The organism is Pseudomonas paraversuta (assembly GCF_904067025.1).
GTDB lineage: Bacteria > Pseudomonadota > Gammaproteobacteria > Pseudomonadales > Pseudomonadaceae > Aquipseudomonas > Aquipseudomonas paraversuta.
The window spans coordinates 3972932-3995170 of the sequence record NZ_CAJFDA010000001.1 but is presented as its reverse complement, the minus strand read 5'-3'; the positions used below and the strand labels follow the sequence as shown (position 1 = coordinate 3995170).

Annotated in this window: 23 protein-coding genes; 16 read left to right on the top strand and 7 right to left on the bottom strand. The window is 57.9% G+C overall.

Annotated elements, in window-relative coordinates; all coding sequences use genetic code 11:
• Nucleotides 1-11: 11 nt before the first annotated feature.
• The gene (locus tag JQ848_RS18145) at nucleotides 12-1328 is read right to left on the bottom strand and encodes a nucleotide sugar dehydrogenase (RefSeq protein WP_010656001.1); all 1317 of its coding nucleotides are present in this window, start codon (nucleotides 1326-1328) and stop codon (nucleotides 12-14) included.
• A gap of 633 nt (nucleotides 1329-1961) precedes the next feature.
• The gene (gene yaaA, locus JQ848_RS18140) at nucleotides 1962-2741 is read right to left on the bottom strand and encodes a peroxide stress protein YaaA (protein WP_003440096.1); all 780 of its coding nucleotides are present in this window, start codon (nucleotides 2739-2741) and stop codon (nucleotides 1962-1964) included.
• Between the two features lie 210 nt (nucleotides 2742-2951).
• Here yaaA and JQ848_RS18135 point away from each other — a divergent pair, with 210 nt between their 5' ends.
• The 3 genes from JQ848_RS18135 (at nucleotide 2952) to JQ848_RS18125 (ending at nucleotide 6879) form a co-directional block, all read left to right on the top strand.
• A complete protein-coding gene (locus tag JQ848_RS18135) occupies nucleotides 2952-4073 on the top strand; it encodes a polysaccharide deacetylase family protein (RefSeq protein WP_010656000.1) in 1122 nt (373 codons plus the stop codon).
• 329 nt (nucleotides 4074-4402) lie between these two features.
• A complete protein-coding gene (locus JQ848_RS18130) occupies nucleotides 4403-5797 on the top strand; it encodes a PhoH family protein (RefSeq protein ID WP_003440099.1) in 1395 nt (464 codons plus the stop codon).
• 182 nt (nucleotides 5798-5979) lie between these two features.
• Nucleotides 5980-6879 carry a LysR family transcriptional regulator gene (locus JQ848_RS18125; protein WP_003440101.1) on the top strand — a complete coding sequence of 300 codons (900 nt, stop codon included), beginning with the start codon at nucleotides 5980-5982 and terminating at the stop codon, nucleotides 6877-6879.
• Nucleotides 6880-7094: 215 nt separating this feature from the next.
• Here JQ848_RS18125 and JQ848_RS18120 read toward each other — a convergent pair whose 3' ends face one another.
• Nucleotides 7095-7541: a DMT family transporter gene (locus tag JQ848_RS18120; protein ID WP_010655999.1), complete on the bottom strand. Its 447-nt coding sequence runs from the start codon at nucleotides 7539-7541 to the stop codon at nucleotides 7095-7097.
• A 147-nt stretch (nucleotides 7542-7688) separates the two neighbouring features.
• Between JQ848_RS18120 and moaC the strand changes: the two genes are divergently transcribed.
• Genes moaC through moaE form a run of 3 tightly spaced genes read left to right on the top strand, consistent with a single transcriptional unit; the run spans nucleotide 7689 to nucleotide 8859 of the window.
• Nucleotides 7689-8162: a cyclic pyranopterin monophosphate synthase MoaC gene (gene moaC / locus JQ848_RS18115; protein WP_010655998.1), complete on the top strand. Its 474-nt coding sequence runs from the start codon at nucleotides 7689-7691 to the stop codon at nucleotides 8160-8162.
• Nucleotides 8159-8404: a MoaD/ThiS family protein gene (locus JQ848_RS18110; protein ID WP_003440108.1), complete on the top strand. Its 246-nt coding sequence runs from the start codon at nucleotides 8159-8161 to the stop codon at nucleotides 8402-8404. Before moaC ends, JQ848_RS18110 begins: the two co-directional genes overlap by 4 nt.
• A gap of 2 nt (nucleotides 8405-8406) precedes the next feature.
• On the top strand, nucleotides 8407-8859 hold the full coding sequence (gene moaE / locus JQ848_RS18105; protein ID WP_003440110.1) for a molybdopterin synthase catalytic subunit MoaE: 453 nt from the start codon (nucleotides 8407-8409) through the stop codon (nucleotides 8857-8859).
• A gap of 71 nt (nucleotides 8860-8930) precedes the next feature.
• Here moaE and rhlB read toward each other — a convergent pair whose 3' ends face one another.
• Complete coding sequence (rhlB, locus tag JQ848_RS18100) at nucleotides 8931-10421, bottom strand: ATP-dependent RNA helicase RhlB (protein ID WP_003440111.1); 1491 nt, start codon at nucleotides 10419-10421, stop codon at nucleotides 8931-8933.
• Between the two features lie 84 nt (nucleotides 10422-10505).
• A complete protein-coding gene (locus tag JQ848_RS18095; protein ID WP_003440112.1) occupies nucleotides 10506-11162 on the bottom strand; it encodes an alpha/beta hydrolase in 657 nt (218 codons plus the stop codon).
• A 419-nt stretch (nucleotides 11163-11581) separates the two neighbouring features.
• Here JQ848_RS18095 and JQ848_RS18090 point away from each other — a divergent pair, with 419 nt between their 5' ends.
• The 10 genes from JQ848_RS18090 (at nucleotide 11582) to JQ848_RS18045 (ending at nucleotide 20605) form a co-directional block, all read left to right on the top strand.
• Nucleotides 11582-12610: an amino acid ABC transporter substrate-binding protein gene (locus JQ848_RS18090; protein ID WP_003440115.1), complete on the top strand. Its 1029-nt coding sequence runs from the start codon at nucleotides 11582-11584 to the stop codon at nucleotides 12608-12610.
• 65 nt (nucleotides 12611-12675) lie between these two features.
• Nucleotides 12676-13857 (top strand): amino acid ABC transporter permease, encoded by a 1182-nt coding sequence (locus JQ848_RS18085; protein WP_003440117.1) that lies wholly within the window; start codon nucleotides 12676-12678, stop codon nucleotides 13855-13857.
• Nucleotides 13858-13867: 10 nt separating this feature from the next.
• Nucleotides 13868-14965, top strand: coding sequence for an amino acid ABC transporter permease (locus JQ848_RS18080; RefSeq protein ID WP_003440119.1), 1098 nt, complete (start codon nucleotides 13868-13870; stop codon nucleotides 14963-14965).
• Nucleotides 14966-14978: 13 nt separating this feature from the next.
• Nucleotides 14979-15743: an amino acid ABC transporter ATP-binding protein gene (locus JQ848_RS18075; RefSeq protein WP_003440122.1), complete on the top strand. Its 765-nt coding sequence runs from the start codon at nucleotides 14979-14981 to the stop codon at nucleotides 15741-15743.
• 128 nt (nucleotides 15744-15871) lie between these two features.
• Entirely contained in the window at nucleotides 15872-16168 is a 297-nt protein-coding gene (locus JQ848_RS18070; RefSeq protein WP_010656393.1) for a transposase, read from the top strand.
• Nucleotides 16165-16998, top strand: a complete 834-nt coding sequence (locus tag JQ848_RS18065; protein WP_202210380.1) for an IS3 family transposase — start codon at nucleotides 16165-16167, stop codon at nucleotides 16996-16998. Before JQ848_RS18070 ends, JQ848_RS18065 begins: the two co-directional genes overlap by 4 nt.
• A gap of 524 nt (nucleotides 16999-17522) precedes the next feature.
• Nucleotides 17523-18818, top strand: a complete 1296-nt coding sequence (locus tag JQ848_RS18060; RefSeq protein ID WP_127196034.1) for a CynX/NimT family MFS transporter — start codon at nucleotides 17523-17525, stop codon at nucleotides 18816-18818.
• A gap of 65 nt (nucleotides 18819-18883) precedes the next feature.
• The gene (locus JQ848_RS18055; protein WP_161717976.1) at nucleotides 18884-19354 is read left to right on the top strand and encodes a nuclear transport factor 2 family protein; all 471 of its coding nucleotides are present in this window, start codon (nucleotides 18884-18886) and stop codon (nucleotides 19352-19354) included.
• Nucleotides 19351-19626, top strand: a complete 276-nt coding sequence (locus JQ848_RS18050) for a GIY-YIG nuclease family protein (protein ID WP_029612406.1) — start codon at nucleotides 19351-19353, stop codon at nucleotides 19624-19626. Before JQ848_RS18055 ends, JQ848_RS18050 begins: the two co-directional genes overlap by 4 nt.
• A gap of 43 nt (nucleotides 19627-19669) precedes the next feature.
• Complete coding sequence (locus tag JQ848_RS18045) at nucleotides 19670-20605, top strand: glutathione S-transferase family protein (protein ID WP_010655995.1); 936 nt, start codon at nucleotides 19670-19672, stop codon at nucleotides 20603-20605.
• Nucleotides 20606-20764: 159 nt separating this feature from the next.
• On the opposite strand, the gene JQ848_RS18040 is transcribed toward JQ848_RS18045, so the two are convergent.
• On the bottom strand, nucleotides 20765-21115 hold the full coding sequence (locus JQ848_RS18040) for a glutaredoxin family protein (RefSeq protein WP_003440135.1): 351 nt from the start codon (nucleotides 21113-21115) through the stop codon (nucleotides 20765-20767).
• Complete coding sequence (yejK, locus tag JQ848_RS18035; protein ID WP_003440136.1) at nucleotides 21115-22119, bottom strand: nucleoid-associated protein YejK; 1005 nt, start codon at nucleotides 22117-22119, stop codon at nucleotides 21115-21117. Before yejK ends, JQ848_RS18040 begins: the two co-directional genes overlap by 1 nt.
• Nucleotides 22120-22239 lie beyond the last annotated feature (120 nt).

Sequence of the window (22239 nt, the reverse complement as noted above, 5' to 3'; positions counted from 1 at the left end):
ATATCGGTTTGTTACCAGCAGATGCCTTCAGTGCGGCCGGTTACGCTGGTGGCCCGGGACATGAAGCCCACCAGGTCGATCACTTGTTTGCCGTGGGGGGCGTTTTGCGCCAGGGCGCGGAATTTTTCGTCGCGGTTACCCAGGATGATCAGGTCGCTGTTGTTGATCACTGCGTCAAAGTCCGAGTTGAGCAGGGACGAGACGTGGGGGATTTTCGATTCGATGTAGTCTTTGTTCGAACCATGAACGCGGGCGTATTCGACGTTGGTGTCGTAGATGCTCAACTCGAACCCCTTGCCGATCAGCATTTCGGCCAGTTCAACCAGCGGGCTTTCACGCAGGTCATCGGTACCGGCCTTGAAGCTCAGACCGAGCAGGGCGACTTTGCGTTTGTCGTGGCTGGCGACGATGTCGAAGGCGTTCTGTACTTGTGATTCGTTGCTGCGCATCAGTGAGTTGAGCAACGGTGCTGCAACGTCCAGGGAGCCGGCGCGGAAGGTCAGTGCACGGACATCCTTGGGCAGGCACGAGCCGCCGAAGGCAAAGCCGGGGCGCATGTAGTACTGCGAGAGGTTGAGGGTTTTGTCCTGGCACACCACGTCCATCACTTCGCGGCCATCCACGCCGACTGCTTTGGCGATGTTGCCGATTTCGTTGGCGAAGGTCACTTTGGTGGCGTGCCACACGTTGCAGGTGTACTTGATCATCTCGGCCACTTCGATGTCCTTGCGGATAATCGGGGCGTCGAGTTCTTCGTACAGTGCCTGCAGCACATCCCCGGAGGCGGTGTCGAGTTCGCCGATCACGGTCATTGGTGGCTGGTCGTAGTCGGCGATGGCGGTGCTTTCACGCAGGAACTCAGGGTTTACTGCGACCCCGAAGTCGATACCGGCTTTTTTGCCCGAGCATTGCTCAAGGATCGGGATCACGACATTTTTCACGGTGCCCGGCAATACGGTGCTGCGTACCACGATGGTATGGCGCGAGGTTTTGTCACGCAGCACCGCGCCGATTTCACGGCACACCGCTTCGATGTAGTTGAGTTCCAGGTCGCCGTTTTTCTTGCTCGGCGTGCCGACGCAAATCATCGACAGATCGCTTTCACGAATCGCCGAGGCAAAATGGGTAGTACCGCGCAGGCGGCCGGTCTGGATGCCCCGGGCCAGCAGTTCGCCCAAGCCGGGTTCAACGATGGGCGACTTGCCGAGGTTGATCAGGTCGATTTTATCCTGGGAAATATCCACTCCGATAACTTCGTGGCCACGTGCAGAGAGGCAACCGGCGCACACGGCACCGACGTAACCCAAACCAAATATGCTAATGCGCATCGCGTATACCTCTGTCATCTAAAGTGTGGGCGAGCCAGGAATTACGGCGAATAAAGTCCGCAACGCCAGGAATCGGCATTGTTAATGTTCAAACTTTTTTAAGTTGTGCGAATGGCAGTCAACTGATGATTTACTGCAAGGCGTGCCGGGTGAAGGGGGTAGCCGTGTATTGTCGATGATCGTCTGTAAATCGTTGGTTTTTAAACGATTTAATGCCGCTCGTGATGAGGGGTGACGCTCATCTTTATCACGCTTACTTCAGTCGTATATACCTTCGAAGTTGGAGCCTTGGTTGTAAGTCATATCCTACAATCCTTGTAATAAATGTTACGGGTTCTCTGAGCGGCGCTTATGGACATAGTTCCAATCCGTTGATCGCGTTTTCTCGGAATATGAACATTTACGAAAAAGATGGCACTGGTCTCATATTGATGGCACTTGAGGTTTGGCCCTTTAATTACGGGTAGTTAGTTGTGGCTAATAGTTAAGTGCCATTACCGGACAAAAAACAGGGTGCCATTACGAAAAAAATTCACCGTTGTCGAGTGAATTTAAGTTCATGGAGCACAGAGACAGGATTTTTACAGCGCGACGCATGCTCTGTGGGGCAGAGCTGCGTCATAAGGGCGGGGGTTACTCGGGGGCGTGATCACGCAAGAAGACCAGCAGGTCAGGTTTTGACTGCTCGGCGCTGTAGCGATAGCCCTGCTCATCGAACTGCTTGAGCAGTTCCGGGTTATTGATCCGCTCCTTGATCACAAAGCGGCTCATCATGCCCCGGGCTTTTTTCGCATAGAAGCTGATGATTTTGTGCTGACCGTTTTTCAGGTCTTTGAATTCGGTGTTGATGATGCGCGCGTTCAGGGCCGGTTTTTTGACCGCCGAGAAGTACTCGTTGGACGCCAGGTTGAGCAGCACGTCATCGCCCTGTTCGGCCAGAGCCTCGTTCAGCCATTCACTGATGCGCGTGCCCCAGAACGCGTAAAGATCCTTGCCCCGGGCATTGGCCAGCTTGGTGCCCATTTCCAGGCGGTACGGCATCATCAGGTCCAGTGGGCGCAGCAGGCCGTACAGGCCCGAGAGCATGCGCAGATGAGTCTGGGCGTAGTCAAAGTCGGCTTCACTGAAGTCCACGGCGTTGAGGCCGGTGTACACGTCGCCCTTGAAGGCCAGCAGCGCCTGCTTGGCGTTTTCCGGGGTGAAGGCCGGTGTCCAGCTACCGAAACGGGCGGCGTTGAGGCCCGACAGCTTGTCGGATAGATGCATCAGTTCGCCAATCTGTTGCGGGCTCAGCTCGCGCAATTGCTCGATCAACTCCTGGGAGTGGTCCAGGTATTGCGGCAGAGTGAACCGCGCAGTGGCCGGCGGCGTCTGGTAATCGAGGGTTTTGGCGGGTGAAATCACCATCAGCATGGGGTCGTCTCCTTTTAGCGTCGGGCGATTCTAGGCGCTGGCGGGTTTTGACTCCACCTATGGTGGTGATAGAAAGCCCTCGTCGCTGACAAGGTACGAGGTTGCAACAAGGGTCGAAGCAGCCTCAGCAAATCCTTTCGCAACCTCGTGCCTCGTCAGGGACTACGGTGCGGTTATAGTGCTGGCAGTTATTTAAAGGGGAACTGATCCGTGCGCATTGCTCTTTTTTTCTGCGCCTGGCTGCTGGGTTCGGGGGCTGTCGCCGCAACCAATGAACCCGCGACGCTGGACCGCAGCACCTGGCCCGAACAATTGCTCAGCCCGGCCTTGTTCGATGTGGCCTCGCGTGCCGAAATCCTGACCTTCGCCCGTGAATTGCTGACCAGCGAGGCACTTGATGACGACGCCCTGAAGCAGCGCCTGAATCTGAAAATCATCAACATCGACGAGATTGATGGCGTTCGGCGCAGGATGTGGCTGCGGCTGCTGGCCAATTATGATTTTGCCCAGCAAAGCTGCGACCAGGACGCATCGTTTTGTTATTACGTCGACGACATGGCCAGTTTGCGTGAGCAGGCCGGCAAGTTCGAAGTCGCCGATGATTCGTTTTATGCCGCCTGGGCCGGGCCGAGTCGCGAGTTTCACCGGCGCTATCTGGATGAGCAATTGCGCCTGGCGGCACTGTTCCCGCAAATCAGCAGCGAAATCGGTCTGTTTGGCGATCAGGAATTCAACGGCGACGAGATGAATGACCGGCTGTTCATGCTGACCTTTGACAGCGGTCCGACACAGTTGCCGGGCAACACGGACTGGTTGACCGACTATCTGCGCAAGCAGTCCATCAGTGCCACTTTCTTTGTCTTGGGCAACGGTCTGCAAGGGCGACTCGATAAAAGCTCGGAAGCGGCAGTGCAAGCGCTGTACAAGGGGCAATGCGTGGGCGTGCAGGGCTGGGAGTATCGTTCCCATAGCCATTGGCAAGACTGGCAGGGTTCGATCTTGCGCAGTGTGGCGTTGGTCAGGCAAGTGCTGCCGCAGAACTACGTTCCCCTGTTTCGTCCGCCTTATGGGCAGCGTCGGGCGGACAGCGCCGGGTTCTTTGGGGCACAAGGCTTGAAAGTGGCGCTATGGGACATTGATTCCCGGGACCTGGCTGCCAGCCTGACCGCCGAACAGTCGGCGCAACGGGTGTTGAGCCTGATGCTGCTGTGGCGCCATGGGGTTATTGTCTTTCACGATACCCAGGACAAGGTGCGCAGTGCAGTGCCCTGGCTATTGAAGGCGACGGCGCAGAGCGGGCTTGGCTGGGAGGATTGCGCGAAGGCTATGTAGGAACGAGCTTTTCAAACAGCTCGTTCCTGCGGGGCTGGGGTAACAAAAGATTACATATAGACCTCTGACTCTAGCTGCGCTTCGGGCATCCGCCAAGGCTATTCGTCAGTCTGAAAAATAAATTCCTTATTCGTTAAAAATCCTTTTTTTTGTCACACGTTTAGGAGTATTACGAAGACAGACCGCCGAAACCTGCACCACAGGTGGCGTCTTCCAGGACCCATCGGGAAGGGTATTCATCTGAACGCATCAGATGAGTTCGGCAGTCACTTCGAGGCGCAGCACTGTTGAGGTATTGCGTCGAATGGCTCCCACAAAGGTGACCGAGTATGGATGATCACGGACGCACTCCTTCTTCCAACCAGCCAATCCTTTATGTGCTCGATACCAATGTTCTGATTCACGATCCAAACGCATTGCTTAACTTCGAGGAACACCACGTCACCATCCCGATGACGGTGCTCGAAGAGCTCGACAAACTCAAAACCGGCAAATTACTGGTGGCTGCGGAGTGTCGCCAGGCGATCCGTCTGATTGATCAGACACTGGGCGCGTCTTCTCCCGAAGACGTCGAGTTGGGCGTACCTATTCTGCGGGGCAAAAGCGGTCCCAAAGGCTTTTTATCGATTCTGATGAACAAGCGCCGGGAGCCCAACGCGCTACTGCCTGAAAACCTCAACGACAACATCATCATCAACCAGCTGATCGATCTGCATACCCGTGACCCTGCGCGGCGTGTGGTGCTGGTGACCAAAGACATCAACATGCGCCTCAAGGCCCGGGCGTGCGGGATCGCCTCCGAGGACTACAGCACTGACCAGCTGGTTGACGACGTGGCGCTGCTGCCCCGTGGCTATCACACCATGACGGGCTCGTTCTGGGACCGGGTCAGCAAAGTCGAAACCCGTCAGGGCCATGGCCGTACCTGGCATCAGGTGCAGTTGATCGACAACCTGCCGGCCGTGCATATCAACGAGTTCATCATTGATGAACAGGGTTTTGTCGGCTGGATCAAAGAGATCCGCAAGGACCACCTGCTGATTCTCGACCTGCATCAGGAGCCGCTGCTGCATCAGGAAGCGTGGGGGCTCAAACCGCGGGATATCTATCAGGCGCTGGCGCTGTTTGCCTTGCTTGATCCGGACATTCATCTGGTCAACCTGTCGGGTGCGGCGGGTTCGGGGAAAACCATTCTGGCGCTGGCCGCCGCCATCGAACAAACCATGGTCAGCAAGCGCTACCGGCGCATTATCTGTACCCGCAGCGTGCAAGGGCTGGATCAGGAAATCGGCTTCTTGCCGGGCACCGAAGCCGAGAAAATGGAACCCTGGCTGGGGGCCATCACCGATAACCTTGAAGCCTTGCATATGGAGGACGAAAACACCCATGGCAGCGTTGATTACATCCTGAGCAAGGTGCCGTTGCAGTTCAAATCCCTGAACTACATCCGTGGCCGCAGCTTCCAGCAAAGCCTGATCCTGATTGACGAGTGCCAGAACCTGACACCGCACCAGATGAAAACCATCATCACCCGTGCGGGCGCAGGTTCGAAAGTGGTGTGCCTGGGCAACCTGGCGCAGATCGATACGCCTTACCTGTCGGCCACCAGTTCGGGGCTGACCTACCTGACGGAGCGTTTCAAGGACTTCCCCAACGGTGTGCACATCGCCCTGCAAGGGGTACCGCGTTCGATTCTGGCCGAGTACGCCGAATCTCACCTCTGAGTTAACCCGGCAATAAACCTGTAGGAGCGAGTTTGCTCGCGAGCTTTTGAACAGCTCGCGAGCAAGCTCGCTCCTGCTTCAGTAGCCTGAGGTAAGCTTGCTCGGCTTACGCGCTGTTGCAGTGTGTTGTTCGGGTTCAGGCATGCAGCGCTCCCAGGAGTTGGCCAAGACAGGAGAGTCGGGTGTTATTGCGTAATATCGATTTGAATTTGTTGGTGGTGCTCGATGCGCTGCTGACTGAAAAACACGTGACCCGTACCGGAGTCCGTTTGCATTTGAGTCAGCCCGCCATCAGCCACTCGCTGAATAAACTCAGGGTGTTGCTCGATGATCCGTTGCTGATTCGCCAGGGCAACGAGGTGGTGCTCAGTGCGTTGGCGCAAAACCTTCAGGCGCCACTCAAGGAGATCCTGGGGCAGATTGAAACCTTGCTCGGCCAGTCCATCGACTTTGTGCCGGCAGACTCGCAACGTACCTTGCGCATAGCCATGTCCGATTACGGGGCCGCGATCGTGCTGCCAAAATTGCTGGTGCAACTCAGGGCGCAGGCGCCGGGCACCTCGCTGGTGGTAATCCAGGACAGCCGCCTTGGCATGCTTGAGCAAGTGGGGCAGGGCAGGATCGACCTGGCCATCGGTGTGTTTCCCGCTCCGGGGGCGGATATCTGCACTGAGGTGCTGTTTGAAGAAACCTTTACCTGCCTGCTCGACCGCCGTTCTCTCCCTGAAAATGGTGTGCTTGATCTGGACAGCTACCTGGCGCGCCCGCACCTGCTGGTGTCGATGGACGGCAACACCCGGGGAGAGGTCGATAACGTCCTGCGGGCCCGGGGTTTAAAACGTCGGGTGGCGGTCAACGTGCCTCATTGGGGCACGGCCCCCGGGATGATTGCCGATACCGACCTGATCCTCACCGTGGCCACCCGCACCCTGACCAACGTGCCGTTTGGCGACACCCTGGTGGCAATGGCGCCGCCGCTGACGGTTGCCCCGTTCAACTATGTGCAGGCCTGGCATAACCGTTTTAACCAGGACCCGGCCCATCGCTGGTTGCGCGAACTGGTCAGGCAGGTGAGCGCCTGATCCTCTGATCTCTCGATCTTTCGATCTCCTGTTCTCCCGATCTCCCGATCTCCCGATCTTTCGATCTTTCGATCTTTCGATCTGTAGGAGCGAGCTTGCTCGCGAGCTTTTGATCTTGAAGAGCTCGCGAGCAAGCTCGCTCCTACAGTTTTGGCAGTGTTGGCATTTGGAGCAGTTTTGGTGGTTGAGGCAGTTGAGACAGTTGAATCATTCCGTCAGCCCCGTGAGGCGATGACAAACCCCGCCAGCACTACGCTCACCCCGAGGATTTTCTGCAGGCCCGGAGTGTTCTTTGGTAGTCCGAGCAAGCCGAAGTAATCAATCACCAGGGAAATAATCAACTGGCCCAGCACCACTGCCATGATGAAATTGAGTGCACCCAGGCGCGGTACGCTGATCAGCGCGACGGTGATGTAGAACACGCCGGCCAGGCCGCCGAGCCAGATCCACCAGGGGCCGCTCAGCAAGGCGCCAAGGTGGGGGCGCGGGACTTTGACGATAAGCATCACCAGCGCAATGGCGACACTGCTGACCAGCAATGAAATGACGGTGGCCCAGAATGGATGTCCCAGCGTCATCCCCAGCCGGGCATTGCTGGCGGCCTGCAAGGGCACCGCAACGCCCGCCAGCAGGCTCAGCGCAATGGCAATAAATAGTGGCATGAGTACGGTCTCCAAAGTTTCAACCGTTGTACGGCCAAGACGCGCAGGTGGCCAATTCGATGTTCTGATACGCGGTATTCGCGGGGTCGATGGCCTTGAGCCGGGCCCCGGGTTTACAATCGCGGCTCCCCTCTGGAGTACTCCCCTGTGCTGACTCATCTGGATTCCCAAGGCCGCGCGAACATGGTCGATGTCACCGATAAAGCCGTGACATCCCGTGAAGCGACGGCACAAGCGGTGGTGCGCATGCGCCCTGAAACCCTGGCAATGATCGTCAGCGGCGGTCACCCCAAGGGCGATGTTTTTGCCGTGGCGCGGATCGCCGGAATCCAGGCCGCGAAAAAAACCTCGGATTTGATCCCGTTGTGCCATCCGCTGATGCTCACCAGCGTCAAGGTTGAACTCAGTGCCCAGGGCAGCGATGCAGTACTGATCGTGGCGCGCTGCAAACTGTCGGGGCAGACCGGCGTCGAGATGGAGGCTCTGACCGCCGCCAGCGTCGCGGCCCTGACTATTTATGACATGTGCAAGGCTGTCGACCGCGGCATGAGCATCGAAAGCGTACGCGTGCTTGAAAAGCTCGGTGGCAAGAGCGGGCACTTTCAGGCTGATGCCTCATGAAGCTAAAGGTGATGTTCTTTGCCCGTTACCGCGAAGCCCTGGGGCTGGATGGCGAAGCTGTCGAAGGCCCGTTCACCTCCATTGAGCAGTTACGCGGGCACCTGGTGCAGCGCGGCGGAGCCTGGCAAGTATTGGCCGAGCCCAACCTGATGTGCGCGCGCAATGAAGAGCTGTGCAAGCCTGACGAGCCCTTGGCGGACGGCGACGAAGTGGCGTTTTTCCCGCCCGTGACAGGAGGCTGAAGATGACCGTTAGGGTGCAAGCGGCAGCCTTTGATCCGGGGGCGCAGGTCAATGCGCTGCACGCGGCCAACCTGGGGGTGGGCGCGGTGGTGAGTTTTGTCGGCTATGTGCGCGACTTCAACGACGGGCGCGATGTGGCGGGGATGTTTCTGGAGCACTATCCGGGTATGACCGAAAAAGCCCTGGACAAGATCGTCCTGGAGGCCGAACAACGCTGGCCGCTACTCAGGCTTGAAGTGCTGCACCGGGTTGGCGCGCTTGAACCGGGGGAGCCGATAGTCTTTGTCGGTGTTGCCAGCGCCCATCGTCAGGCCGCATTCGATGCCTGCGCCTTTGTCATGGACTACCTGAAAACCCGGGCACCGTTCTGGAAGAAAGAACAGACCGGCGATGGACCGCGTTGGGTCGAAGGTCGCGTGAGCGATGAGGAAGCAGCGGACCGCTGGAAGAAATAATACCCCTTGGGAGCGAGCTTGCTTACGAGCCGTTAAAAGCTCGCGAGCCAGCTCGCCCCAGAGGGAGATGATCAGGCCGTTACAGTCGGATCATGGGGCTTGCGCACGGCCCGTACTACAGGTCGCAGCAATTCAGTCGGCGGTGTTTCGCAGCTGATTTTTTTGCCCAGCAAGGCTTCGATCGACGGCAACTGATAGGAGTCGTCTTCACCGGCAAAACTGATCGAGACGCCGCTGGCGCCCGCCCGGCCAGTACGGCCAATGCGGTGCACGTAGTCGTCCGGCACTTCGGGCAGGGTGAAGTTGATTACGTGACTGATACCGTCGATGTGAATCCCGCGTCCTGCCACATCGGTGGCCACCAGTACGCGGATCTTGCCTTCGCGGAAACCTTCGAGGGTCTTGATGCGTTTGTGCTGCGGCACGTCACCCGACAGTTGCGCGGCGTTGATGCCGTCACGCACCAGGCGTTCTTCGATGCGGCGCACTTCATCCTTGCGGTTGGCGAAGACGATGACCCGCTCCCAACCGTTGTCGTTCACCAGGTTGAACAGCAACTTGTACTTGTCTGCCCCGGCAACCGCGTAAACGTGTTGCTCCACCATGTCGCTGGCGACGTTGAGCGCTTCGATTTCGACAATGGCCGGGTCGGTGGTCCATTGCTTGGCCAGGTTCATCACGTCCTCGGTAAAGGTCGCAGAGAACAGCAGCGTCTGGCGCTCGGCTTTCGGTGGGGTCTGGCGAATGATCTGGCGTACTTGCGGGATAAAACCCATATCAAGCATGCGGTCGGCTTCGTCGAGCACCATGACTTCGACCATGTCCAGATGCACTTCGCCGCGCTGGTTGAAGTCCAGCAGACGGCCCGGGGTGGCTACCAGAATGTCGCAATGGCGGGCTTCGAGCTGTTTCAGCTGCTTGTCGAAGTCCATGCCGCCGACGAATGTCATGACATTGAGGTCGGTGTACTTGGTCAGGTCGGCTGCGTCTTTGGCGATTTGCACCACCAGCTCGCGGGTCGGCGCAATGATCAGTGCGCGCGGCTCGCCCATGTAGCGTTCTTTGGGCGGCGGGGTCTGGGTCAGCTGGCTGATGATCGAAATCAGGAACGCGGCAGTTTTGCCGGTACCGGTCTGGGCGCGACCGATGGCGTCACGGCCGCTGAGGGTATAGCCCAGTACGCCAGCCTGAATCGGGGTGCAGTACGGAAAACCCAGGTCTTGAATGGCGTGCATCAGCTCCGGGGCGAGCTTGAAGTCGTGAAAACGGACTTTGCCTTCTTGTGGCTCGACCACGAAGTCTTCGAGTTTCCAGGGAGTGACCGGCGGCTTGGGGGCCGCTTCACGCCGTGGTTTTGCAACTTTGGGTTGTTCGATCTGAACCGGTTCAGGAGCGGGCTGTACGTCGGGAGTGTCCACCGAGGCTTGAGCAGGGGCAGAGCGGCCAGGCTGTTGCGCGTCGGTGCGCGGGCTGGTGGTGCTCGAAGGTGTCACTGAAGCTGATGCGAGTGGCTCAGCCTCGCTTTTACCGAATATTTTTTTGAGTGCTTTGAGCACGGTCATCTCATCAGTTGGTTAAGGAGTGTACGCCGGGCAGTGTAATGCAAGTCGCGTGCTCGGCGTAGTGAACGACAGGATGTTTCGGTTTTAGCCCAGATGTTTGGCCAGCCAGGCACCGATGTCGCTGATCTCTTTGGGTAACACTTCATGACCCATTGGGTATTCCTGCCATGTTACGGCCACACCCGCAGCCTTCAATCGCTCATAGGCCGTACGGCCCATGGCGTTTTGCACCACTTCGTCGTACTGGCCATGCAGGCACAGGGCCGGGATCCGTTGCTGACTGGCGGATAACGGCAGCACGTCAGTGAAGGTCGGGGCATAGGTGGAGAGGGCAAGTACGCCACCCAGTGCACCTTCATATCTCACATAGGCGGTGTGATAGACCACGGCGCCGCCCTGGGAAAATCCGGCGAGGAAAATCCGGCTGGCGTCTATTCCGGCCCTTTTCTGATCTTCGATCAAGCTGAGGACGGTTGCCGCGGACTCTTCCAGCTCTTCTTCGCTGATGGAACGCGCCGGGCTCATGGCCTTGATGTCGTACCAGCTGGGCATGGCATAACCGCCATTGATCGTCACCGCGCGGGTGGGGGCCTGGGGCAAAACAAAGCGGGTGGTCAATAACTTCTCTTGCAGCATCTCGGCCACCGGCATGAAGTCATAACGGTCGGCGCCCAGGCCGTGGAGCCAGATAACACAGGCATCTGCAGGCTTTTGGGGCTGGATAAACAGGGGTTCGGTCATGGCTGCTCCATCGTTGTGCGTGCGCGCGGCTTGGGTGCGCGGCAAAGGTGCGTGTTCGTCAGGAAATTACAGAAGATGTCGCCTGCTTGAACGTTTTATCAGCAAATGCGACCTGAAATGTTCAAGGCTTCAGAGTGGTACGCGCTTTGCTATGTGGACAGGGACGTTAATGCGTTCACCTTCGGCGGTAACACTAACAGGCTACTGCCGATGGAGGGACAGCAAAAGCCCGAGGTTGAAGTTAGACATGGAATTCAACAGCTCAAGGGAGCGCTTCGGTTCGAAGGCTGGTGCGATATACCCATCGCTCAAGGCTTATGCCGCGTGACCCAATAAAAAGCCGACACGGGTCAACATCGCCTCACAAGGGGGCGGCGGGTCTTGTTCAAACACAACAAAAGCAGTACTTGGAGGTTTGAATGAAGCAGTTGAAATCCACCCTGGCTTTGGCCACCGCAGCCATCGTGTTGAGCGTTAGCGGTTTTGCTCACGCAGGCGCGACGCTCGATGGCGTTAAAAAGAAGGGTTTTGTGCAGTGTGGCGTCAGCGATGGTTTGCCGGGTTTTTCGGTGCCTGACAAAGACGGCAAGATTCTGGGGATCGATGCCGACATCTGCCGTGCAGTGGCCGCCGCCGTGTTTGGCGATGCAACCAAGGTCAAGTTCAGCCAGTTGAACGCCAAGGAGCGTTTCACCGCGCTGCAATCGGGCGAAGTCGATGTGCTGTCGCGCAACACCACCTGGACCAGCTCCCGTGATGCGGGCATGGGCATGGTGTTTGCCGGGGTTACCTATTACGACGGCGTCGGCTTTCTGGTCAATAACAAGCTGGGGGTAAAAAGTGCCAAGGAACTGGACGGTGCAACCATTTGCATCCAGGCCGGTACTACCACTGAGCTCAACGTGTCGGATTACTTCCGCGCCAATAACCTGAAATACACTCCGATCACCTTCGACACCTCCGACGAAAGCGCCAAGTCGCTGGAAAGCGGGCGTTGCGACGTGCTGACCTCCGACAAATCGCAGCTATATGCACAGCGCAGCAAGCTGGCGAACCCGAATGACTACGTGGTGTTGCCGGAAACCATCTCCAAGGAGCCCCTGGGCCCTGTGGTTCGCAAGGGTGACGAGGACTGGTTCAGCATCGTCAAGTGGACCCTGTTCGCCATGCTCAACGCTGAAGAAGCCGGCATCACCTCGAAAAACGTCCTGGCTGAAGCCAAATCCACCAAGAACCCCGATGTTGCCCGCTTGCTGGGTGCTGACGGCGAATATGGCAAAGACCTGAAACTGCCAAAAGACTGGGTGGTGCAGATCGTCAGCCAGGTCGGCAACTACGGCGAAGTGTTTGAGAAAAACCTCGGCAAAAGCACTCCTCTGGCCATCGACCGCGGGCTGAATGCCTTGTGGAACAACGGCGGCATCCAATACGCACCACCTGTGCGCTGATGGACCTGTCACCCGGTGGGCCAACCACCGGGTGACGTTCTGATCCATTTTTTCAGGGGCACTTCATGCAGACTAAAGTCGGCGCACCCAAGCCGAGGCTCAGCCTCAGCGATCCACGTGTGCGTGCGTGGTTATTTCAGATCATCACCGTCGCGTTGGTGGTCTTCATGGGCTGGTATCTGTTCAACAATACCCAGACCAACTTGCAACACCGGGGTATCACTTCGGGTTTTGACTTTCTTGAGCGCAGTGCCGGGTTTGGTATTGCGCAGCATCTGATTGATTACACCGAGTCGGACAGTTATGCCCGGGTGTTCGTGATCGGCCTGCTGAACACGCTGCTGGTGTCGGTAATAGGTGTGATCCTGGCGACCATCCTCGGCTTTATCATCGGTATTGCCAGGTTGTCCCCCAACTGGATGATCAACAAGCTGGCGACGGTTTACGTCGAGGTGTTCCGCAATATCCCGCCTTTGCTGCAAATCCTGTTCTGGTACTTCGCGGTCTTCCTGACCATGCCGGGGCCACGTAACAGCCATAACTTTGCTGACACTTTCTATATGAGTAGCCGTGGCCTGAACATGCCTGCGGCCATTGGCACCGACGGGTTCTGGCCGTTTGTGGTCAGCGTGCTGCTGGCGATTGTGGCAGTGGTGCTGATGGCACGCTGGGCCAACAAGCGGTTTGAAGCGACCGGTGTGCCGTTCCACAAGTTCTGGGCCGGGCTGGGCCTGCTGCTGGTGATTCCGGGGCTGTGCATGCTGATCTTTGGCTCGCCGGTGCACTGGGAAATGCCGCAGCTCAAGGGCTTCAACTTTGTCGGTGGCTGGGTGCTGATTCCGGAGCTGCTGGCGCTGACCATCGCGTTGACTGTTTACACGGCGGCGTTCATTGCCGAAATCGTGCGCTCGGGGATCAAGTCGGTCAGCCATGGCCAGACCGAAGCGGCGCGCTCGCTGGGCCTGCGCCCCGGGCCGACGCTGCGTAAGGTGATCATTCCCCAGGCGCTGCGGGTAATCATCCCGCCGCTCACCAGCCAATACCTCAACCTGGTGAAAAACTCGTCGCTGGCGGCAGGTATCGGTTATCCGGAAATGGTTTCACTGTTTGCCGGTACGGTGCTTAACCAGACCGGGCAAGCGATTGAAGTCATCGCCATCACCATGAGCGTTTACCTGGCCATCAGCATCAGTATTTCGCTGCTGATGAATTGGTACAACACGCGCATTGCGCTGATCGAGCGATGAGGACGGGACTATGACAACTCATGTTTTCAAACCCGACATGCCGCCGCCGGGTAACCGCATCGGCATCGTCGCCTGGGCCCGGGCCAATCTGTTTTCCAGTTGGCTCAACACCTTGCTTACGCTGTTTGCCTTTTACCTGATCTGGTTGATCGTGCCGCCGCTTCTGAGCTGGGCGATCTTTGACGCCAATTGGGTGGGCACGACCCGGGCCGACTGCACCAAGGACGGCGCCTGCTGGGTCTTCATTCAGCAGCGCTTCGGCCAGTTCATGTACGGCTATTACCCCCGCGACCTGCGCTGGAGGGTCGATCTGACGGTGTGGTTGGCCGTGATCGGTGTGGCGCCGTTGTTTATCTCGCGCTTCAAGCACAAGGCGATCTACGGTCTGGGCTTTTTGGTGCTGTACCCGGTGCTGGCTTACAGCCTGCTGCATGGCGGTTACTGGGGGCTGAGCAACGTGGCCACCAGCCAGTGGGGCGGCCTGATGCTGACCCTGGTAATTGCCACGGTCGGCATCGCGGGTGCTTTGCCGCTGGGGATTTTGCTGGCACTGGGAAGACGCTCGGACATGCCGGCCATTCGCGTGGTGTGCGTGACGTTCATCGAGTTCTGGCGCGGCGTGCCATTGATCACCGTGCTGTTCATGTCTTCGGTGATGTTGCCGCTGTTTCTGCCCGAAGGCATGAACTTCGACAAACTGCTGCGGGCCTTGATTGGCGTGATCCTGTTCCAGTCGGCCTATGTCGCGGAAGTGGTGCGTGGTGGTTTGCAGGCCATTCCCAAGGGGCAATACGAAGCCGCCGCCGCGATGGGGCTGGGTTACTGGCGCAGCATGGGGCTGGTCATTCTGCCCCAGGCCTTGAAGCTGGTGATCCCCGGCATCGTCAACACCTTTATCGCCCTGTTCAAGGACACCAGCCTGGTGATCATCATCGGTCTGTTCGACCTGCTCAACAGCGTCAAACAGGCTGCTGCCGACCCGACCTGGCTGGGTATGGCCACCGAAGGCTATGTGTTTGCGGCGTTGGTGTTCTGGATTTTCTGTTTTGGTATGTCCCGCTACTCCATGCATCTGGAGCGCAAGCTGGACACTGGCCACAAGCGTTAGGTAGGAGTGCGACATGAGTGAAGCAATCAAGAAACCTGCGAGCCCTGAAGGCATTATTCAAATGCAGGGCGTCAATAAATGGTACGGCCAGTTCCACGTGCTCAAGGACATCAACCTTAACGTGCAACCCGGGGAGCGGATTGTATTGTGCGGGCCTTCCGGTTCCGGCAAATCGACCACTATCCGTTGCCTGAACCGCCTCGAAGAGCACCAGCAGGGGCGTATCGTGGTTGATGGGGTTGAGCTGACCAACGACATCAAGCAGATCGAAACGGTGCGCCGTGAGGTTGGCATGGTGTTTCAGCACTTCAACTTGTTCCCGCACCTGACCATCCTGCAGAACTGCACGCTGGCGCCGATGTGGGTGCGCAAGATGCCCAAGCGCCAGGCCGAAGAGATCGCCATGCATTATCTGGAGCGGGTACGGATTCCGGAGCAGGCGCACAAGTTTCCGGGGCAGTTGTCCGGTGGTCAGCAGCAGCGGGTAGCGATTGCCCGGGCGTTGTGCATGAAGCCTAAAATCATGTTGTTCGATGAGCCGACTTCAGCCCTCGATCCGGAGATGGTCAAGGAGGTGCTGGATACCATGATCGGCCTGGCCGAAGACGGCATGACCATGCTCTGCGTGACCCATGAAATGGGCTTTGCCCGTACCGTGGCTAACCGCGTGATCTTTATGGACAAGGGTGAAATCGTCGAGCAGGCAGCTCCGAACGACTTCTTCGACAACCCGCAAAATGACCGGACCAAAATGTTCCTGAATCAGATTCTGCATTAACCGCACCCCCCTGTAGGAGCGAGCTTGCTCGCGAGCTCTTCCGCGCCCCGGTAAACAGCTCGCGAGCAAGCTGTTGTGGCTCAATATTTATGGACCATCATGTAGGAGTATCAACTTAAGGATTCACCATGGGATTTCGGGTCGTAACTGCCGAAGAAAAAGCCGAGGCCATTCGCTTGGTCGTGGAAATGAATTACTCCGTGCCAAAGGCGTGCGAACAAACCGGCGTGGGACCGACGGCTTTGCGGCGGTGGGTTTCCCGATGGCACAAGGAGCATGTAGGAGCCTCGCAAACCACCCGCCCGCAGGATCAAGATCTGATTGATTCGCTTCAGGCCAGATTAGCGCTGCTGGAGGCAGAGAATGACGTCTTAAAAAAGCAGTTGCCCTCTCATCTAAAGGTGCTTTTCAGCCGAATAAAATGATCGAGGGCACCAAAGGCGCGATGTCGGTACGACACCTGTGCTGTCTTTTCGGTGTCCCTCGCAGCAGCTATTACGCGCAACGTCATCCCAAGCGACCGCGCGGAGTTGAGCGTCAGTTGGAGAAGAAAATTCGCCAACTGCATAAAGAGCATCGTGGTGCTTTGGGTAGTAGGGGTTTTAGCAAAGCGCTGAAGAAACAGGGGATGAAAGTGGGGCGTCATCGAATGCGTGGCCTGATGAAAACCCTCGGGCTGGTCAGGCGGCGCGCACGTTACGCCCACTATCGGCGAATGACCAAGCCCTCCAACATCGCACCTAATATCCTGGCCCGTCGCTTTAATCCCGCGGCCCCGAACACTTTTTGGGCAGGAGATATTACTTACATCAGGGTCGGTGGGAGCTGGCTGTATTTGGCGGTTGTCATGGATCTTTTCTCGCGCAGGATTGTAGGCTGGGCGTTTTCGAGAACGGCGGATACGGAGCTTTCACTTAAGGCGTTGCAGCTGGCTGTGGGCATACGCCGTCCTACTTCTGAGCTGGTTTTCCACTCGGACCAGGGCTGCCAGTACACCGCTGAGCGTTTCGTAAAATATTTGGCTGAAAAGAACATTGTGCAGAGTATGAGCCGACGCGGTAATTGCTGGGATAATGCCGTCGTTGAGCGCTACTTCAGATCACAGAAGCACGATTGGTCACCGGAAAACGGCTACCAGAATCATTTCGAGGCAGAGCGGGACGTGATGGATTTTATTGCCCATTACAACCACCGGCGTTGTCACTCCGCCTCGAATAACCTGCCGCCAGTTACTTTTGAGGAAATGGCGGCTTAATACTCCTACGCAATGGTCCAAAAAAACTGGACCACTACAAGCTCGCTCCTACAGTTTTGTGGCGTTAGGTATCTCCCGTCCCCGCAGAAAATGACCGGACCCAAATGTTCCTGAATCAGATTCTGCATTAACCGCACCCCTCCCCGTAGGAGCGAGCTTGCTCGCGAGCTCTTCCGCGCCCCGGTAAACAGCTCGCGAGCAAGCTCGCTCCTACAGTTTTGTGGCGTTAGGTATCTCCCGTCTCCCGCAGAAAATGACCGGACCAAACTGTTCCTGAATCAGATTCTGCATTAACCGCACACCTCCCCGTAGGAGCGAGCTTGCTCGCGAGCTCTTCCGCTTCCCGCCAAGGCTTTTGCAGACCTTTTAGCCCGTGGTCGATTGCCCTTGCGCAGGGGGCTGACTACCATGTTGGGCAACTCATCAGAGGACTGTGCTGACAGGCGTACCGCATGTCAGACACTTCCCGCTATCAAGTCATGGCGCTCTGCCGGACTTCTTGACTGCCCAACACCGGAGATCCCATGCCGCGCAATGCCTCGCCATCGATAAACAATACCGAACCGGTGCGTCATCTGGATGATCTGGAGGAGTTGCTGATCGACGCCGAAGCCGACGACGAGCAAGTACAGCAAGCACCAGTGGCGGTGTTACGTCCCTGGCTGCTGCTGTTGGGTCTGGTGCTGGTGGCGTTGAACCTGCGTCCGGCGTTGTCGAGCATGGCGCCTTTGCTCTCACAAGTGTCTACCAGCCTGGGCCTGTCTGCTGCCCAGGCGGGCTTGTTGACCACCTTGCCTGTGCTTTGTCTGGGTGTGTTTGCGCCTCTGGCGCCGATTCTGGCCCGGCGCTTCGGTACTGAGCGGGTGGTGCTGGGTATTTTGCTGACGCTGGGCGGCGGGATTGTCCTGCGCAGCTACCTGGGGGAAGTCGGCCTGTTTGCCGGAAGTATTCTGGCGGGCGCCAGTATCGGTGTGATCGGTGTGTTGTTGCCCGGCATCATCAAGCGCGATTTTGCCGGACATGCCGGGACGATAATGGGGGTCTACACCATGGCCTTGTGCCTGGGGGCTGCCCTGGCGGCGGGTGCAACCGTGCCGTTGAGCAATTATCTGAACGACAGCTGGGCGCTGGGGCTGGGATTTTGGGCGTTACCTGCGCTGGTGGCGGCCATTTTCTGGCTGCCCCAGGCCGGCAAGCGCCAGGGGGCGCACAAGGTGGCCTATCGGGTGAGTGGCCTGATACGTGACCCGCTGGCCTGGCAAGTGACGCTGTACATGGGTTTGCAGTCTTCTCTGTCCTACATCGTTTTTGGCTGGCTGCCTTCGATTCTGATGGGCCGTGGCCTGACCCCGACCCAAGCCGGGCTGGTGATGTCGGGTTCAGTCATTGTGCAACTGATCACGGCGCTGAGCGCTCCCTGGCTGGCGACGCGGGGCAAGGATCAGCGCCTGGCAATCGTATTGATGATGAGCATGACCCTGGCTGGCCTGTTCGGCTGTCTGTATGCACCGCTGGATGGCTTGTGGGGCTGGGCGATTGTGCTGGGTCTGGGGCAGGGCGGTGCATTCAGCCTGGCGTTGACCTTGATCGTGCTGCGCTCGCGCGATGCCCATGTGGCGGCCAATCTGTCGGGCATGGCCCAGGGGATCGGCTATACGGTGGCATCCATGGGGCCGTTGGCGGTGGGTGTGGTGCATGAAATGACCGGTGGCTGGAGTGCCGTGGGCTGGATTTTCGGGGTGATCGGCATCATCGCCATCGCCGCCGGGCTCGGGGCAGGGCGGGCGCTGTATGTGAATGCGCTGAGTGAAAAGATTTGAAGCCATAGTGTTTCGGCTCCTTGCAGATTATCTTTTGTAGACCCCTGAACCCCGCGGATCCTGCCATGAGCCAAGACCACCAAGCGTTGATTACTCGCTTCTATCAAGCTTTCCAGCGGCTGGATGCTGAGGCAATGAGTGCCTGTTACACCGAAGATGTATTGTTCAGCGACCCGGTATTTGGTGAATTGCGCGGTCGCCGTGCCAGCGATATGTGGCTCATGCTGACCTCGCGGGCCAAGGATTTCAGCCTGACCTTCGATCAGGTGCAAGCAGATGCCCAACGTGGTAGTGCGCATTGGGTAGCCACTTATAGGTTTATCCCGACCGGGTTTACCGTTATCAACGATATTCAGGCGCGCTTTGTGTTTCGCGACGGAAAAATCTGCGAGCACCACGATCAGTTCGACCTGTGGCGCTGGTCGCGTCAGGCGCTGGGTACCAAGGGTTTGTTGCTGGGCTGGACGCCACTGGTGAAAAATGCCATTCGGGCTCAGGCGCGCAAAGGGCTCGAAGCCTTTGAGGCCAGTCGTTGAAGGTGAGTTCCAGACCCTGGTTTGTGTACCTGGTGCGGGCTGCTAACGGCTCGCTGTATTGCGGGATCAGTGATGATCCGGTGCGTCGTTTTGCCAAACATCAAAGTGGCAAGGGCGCGCGTTTTTTTGCTTCAAGCCCTGCCGTTGCCCTGGTCTATACCGAGTCCTGGCCCGATAAAGGTGAAGCGCTGCGTCAGGAACGACTGATCAAAAAGCTCAAAAAGAGTGCCAAAGAATGCCTGGTGCAAAGCCAGGCAGGGCAGTTTGATTAAGTGCGTTATGCTGCTGGCTTACTCTTTTGCGGCGGATAACTGAATGTCAGATTTGATTCTTCATCACTACGCGGCTTCCCCTTTCGCACAAAAGGCCCGCCTTCTACTGGGCTTCAAAGGGCTGTCCTGGCATTCGGTACATGTCCCGCCCATGATGCCAAAACCCGATCTGACGGCGCTGAGCGGTGGCTATCGCAAGACTCCGGTATTGCAGGTGGGGGCGGATGTCTACTGCGACACGGCTTTGATTGCGCGCCGGCTGGAGCAGGAGAAATCGATCCCCGCCCTGTTTCCTCTCGGTCAGGAAATGGTGGTCAGTGCCTTTGCTGCGTGGGCTGACTCGGTGGTGTTTCAACATGCGGTGAGCCTGGTGTTCCAGCCGGAGTCTGCCGCGGTACGGTTTGCCAAAATGCCCCCGGACATGCTCAAGGCGTTCGTGGCCGATCGCGCGGCATTGTTCAGCGGTGGCAGCGCCACCCGCATTCCCGCCGAACAGGCGGTATTGCAATGGCCAGTGATCATGGGCCGGCTCGAGCAGCAGTTGCAACACGAGCAGGGCGATTACCTGTTCGGTGAGCCCTCGATTGCCGACTTCGCGCTGGCGCACTCGCTGTGGTTCCTTAAAGCCACGCCGGTGACTGCACCTCTGGTTGATGCTTATCCGGCCGTTGCGGCCTGGTTGCAGCGAGTTCTGGACTTCGGCCAGGGCACACCGATTGAAATCACCGCCGAGCAGGCGCTGGCGATTGCCAAAGGCGTTGAGCCGGTTGCCTTGCCTGAGTTCGATTCGGCTTTTGGCTTCAGCAAGGGCCAGCGGGTTACGGTTGCGGCAACCGACTACGGGGTTGACCCGGTAGCGGGCGAGCTGGTCCATATCGGCGCAGAAGAGCTGGTAGTGCGTCGCGAAGACCCACGAACCGGGGTGGTGCATGTGCACTTTCCGCGGATCGGGTTTCGGATTGAGGCGGTGGGTCAATAAGCACGGGGCGCTTGAATCGCTGGCAAGCCAGCTCCCACAGTTTATGTGGGAGCTGGCCAACGATGTAATTCAGGCAAAACGATTCCCACTGCTGCTTTTGTGGGAGCTGGCTTGCCAGCGATTAGATTCGGGAAATTACGGTTTTGCTGAGCCGCAGGGTTATTTCAACGCGGCCATTATCGCATCCGGGTTGAAGTCCCTGAGCAGTGTGCCGTTCACGTCCAGAATCGGAATTCCACGTCCGCCCAGTGCCTCATAGGCCTGGCGGGCGGCGGTATCCTTGTCTATATCAAACTCTTGATACGGGATGCCTTTCTGATCCAGAAAGCGCCGGGTGGCCTTGCAGTAGCCACACCACTCGGTGGAGTACAGCACCACCCGGGCACTGGCCCGGGTTTGCTCGGGCACCGCCGCCGAGGGGTCAAGCACTCGCTCGATCTTGCCCCAGTTCTGAAAGATGACCACCACCACCAGAACAAACAGGACTTTCTTCAAGATGCCGTTGAGCATTATTTGTTGCGCTTGAGCTGGTCGAGCAACTGGGTGGGCAGGCCTTTGATGACCAGGGTTCCGGCTTCTTCGTCGAATTCGATCTTGGAGCCCAGCAGATGGGCCTCAAAGCTGATGGACAGGCCCTCGGCACGTCCGGTGAAGCGCCGGAACTGGTTCAGGGTGCGTTTATCTGCCGGGATCTCCGGGGACAGACCGTAGTCCTTGTTGCGGATATGGTCGTAGAAGGCTTTCGGGCGCTCTTCGTCGATCAGTTCGGACAACTCGACCAGGCCCATGGGTTCACCGATCTTGGCCTGGCTGCTGGCGTAATCCACCAGAGTCTTGGTTTTTTCCCGGGCCGACTCTTCAGGCAGGTCTTCGCTTTCGACAAAATCGCTGAACGCCTTGAGCAGGGTGCGGGTTTCGCCGGGGCCGTCGACGCCTTCCTGACAGCCGATAAAGTCGCGGAAATACTCCGAGACTTTCTTGCCGTTCTTGCCCTTGATAAACGATATGTACTGCTTGGACTGCTTGTTGTTCTGCCACTCGGAAATATTGATCCGTGCGGCCAGATGCAACTGGCCCAGATCCAGATGCCGCGAAGGGGTGACGTCCAGTTCCGAGTTCACCGCCACGCCGTCGCTGTGGTGCAGCAGGGCGATAGCCAGGTAGTCAGTCATGCCTTGCTGGTAGTGGGCGAACAGCACGTGACCACCCACCGACAGGTTGGATTCTTCCATCAGCTTTTGCAGGTGCTCCACAGCCACGCGGCTGAAGGCGGTGAAGTCCGTGCCGCCTTCCAGGTATTCCTTGAGCCAGCCACTGAACGGGTGGGCTCCGGACTCGGCATGGAAAAAGCCCCAGGCTTTGCCTTGCTTGGCGTTATAGCTTTCGTTGAGGTCCGCGAGCATGTTCTCGATGGCTTGGGACTCGGCCAGTTCAGAGTCGCGAGCGTGGAGAACAGCGGGCGTACCGTCGGGTTTTTTCTCAATTAAATGGACGATGCAATGACGGATCGGCATGGGTTTCTCGGCGAGTAATGAGAGGACAGGGTGCGCACCCCGCAAAGGCGTCAAGTGTACCCCACCTGAGCGCCGGGTCGGGGTTTGGGGCGCTTGAGACGGGTGTTGACGGTTTTTTTA

Coding starts and splice junctions, on each gene's coding strand:
- yaaA (WP_003440096.1), bottom strand. CDS start 2,741: ATGCTGATGGTGATTTCACCCGCCAAAACCCTCGATTACCAGACGCCG.
- JQ848_RS18145 (WP_010656001.1), bottom strand. CDS start 1,328: ATGCGCATTAGCATATTTGGTTTGGGTTACGTCGGTGCCGTGTGCGCC.
- JQ848_RS18090 (WP_003440115.1), top strand. CDS start 11,582: ATGAAGCAGTTGAAATCCACCCTGGCTTTGGCCACCGCAGCCATCGTG.
- JQ848_RS18040 (WP_003440135.1), bottom strand. CDS start 21,115: ATGCTCAACGGCATCTTGAAGAAAGTCCTGTTTGTTCTGGTGGTGGTG.
- JQ848_RS18065 (WP_202210380.1), top strand. CDS start 16,165: ATGATCGAGGGCACCAAAGGCGCGATGTCGGTACGACACCTGTGCTGT.
- JQ848_RS18080 (WP_003440119.1), top strand. CDS start 13,868: ATGACAACTCATGTTTTCAAACCCGACATGCCGCCGCCGGGTAACCGC.
- rhlB (WP_003440111.1), bottom strand. CDS start 10,421: ATGACCGTGCTCAAAGCACTCAAAAAAATATTCGGTAAAAGCGAGGCT.
- JQ848_RS18120 (WP_010655999.1), bottom strand. CDS start 7,541: ATGCCACTATTTATTGCCATTGCGCTGAGCCTGCTGGCGGGCGTTGCG.
- JQ848_RS18130 (WP_003440099.1), top strand. CDS start 4,403: ATGGATGATCACGGACGCACTCCTTCTTCCAACCAGCCAATCCTTTAT.
- JQ848_RS18060 (WP_127196034.1), top strand. CDS start 17,523: ATGCCGCGCAATGCCTCGCCATCGATAAACAATACCGAACCGGTGCGT.
- JQ848_RS18075 (WP_003440122.1), top strand. CDS start 14,979: ATGAGTGAAGCAATCAAGAAACCTGCGAGCCCTGAAGGCATTATTCAA.
- yejK (WP_003440136.1), bottom strand. CDS start 22,119: ATGCCGATCCGTCATTGCATCGTCCATTTAATTGAGAAAAAACCCGAC.
- moaE (WP_003440110.1), top strand. CDS start 8,407: ATGACCGTTAGGGTGCAAGCGGCAGCCTTTGATCCGGGGGCGCAGGTC.
- JQ848_RS18085 (WP_003440117.1), top strand. CDS start 12,676: ATGCAGACTAAAGTCGGCGCACCCAAGCCGAGGCTCAGCCTCAGCGAT.
- JQ848_RS18110 (WP_003440108.1), top strand. CDS start 8,159: ATGAAGCTAAAGGTGATGTTCTTTGCCCGTTACCGCGAAGCCCTGGGG.
- JQ848_RS18045 (WP_010655995.1), top strand. CDS start 19,670: ATGTCAGATTTGATTCTTCATCACTACGCGGCTTCCCCTTTCGCACAA.
- JQ848_RS18095 (WP_003440112.1), bottom strand. CDS start 11,162: ATGACCGAACCCCTGTTTATCCAGCCCCAAAAGCCTGCAGATGCCTGT.
- JQ848_RS18055 (WP_161717976.1), top strand. CDS start 18,884: ATGAGCCAAGACCACCAAGCGTTGATTACTCGCTTCTATCAAGCTTTC.
- JQ848_RS18070 (WP_010656393.1), top strand. CDS start 15,872: ATGGGATTTCGGGTCGTAACTGCCGAAGAAAAAGCCGAGGCCATTCGC.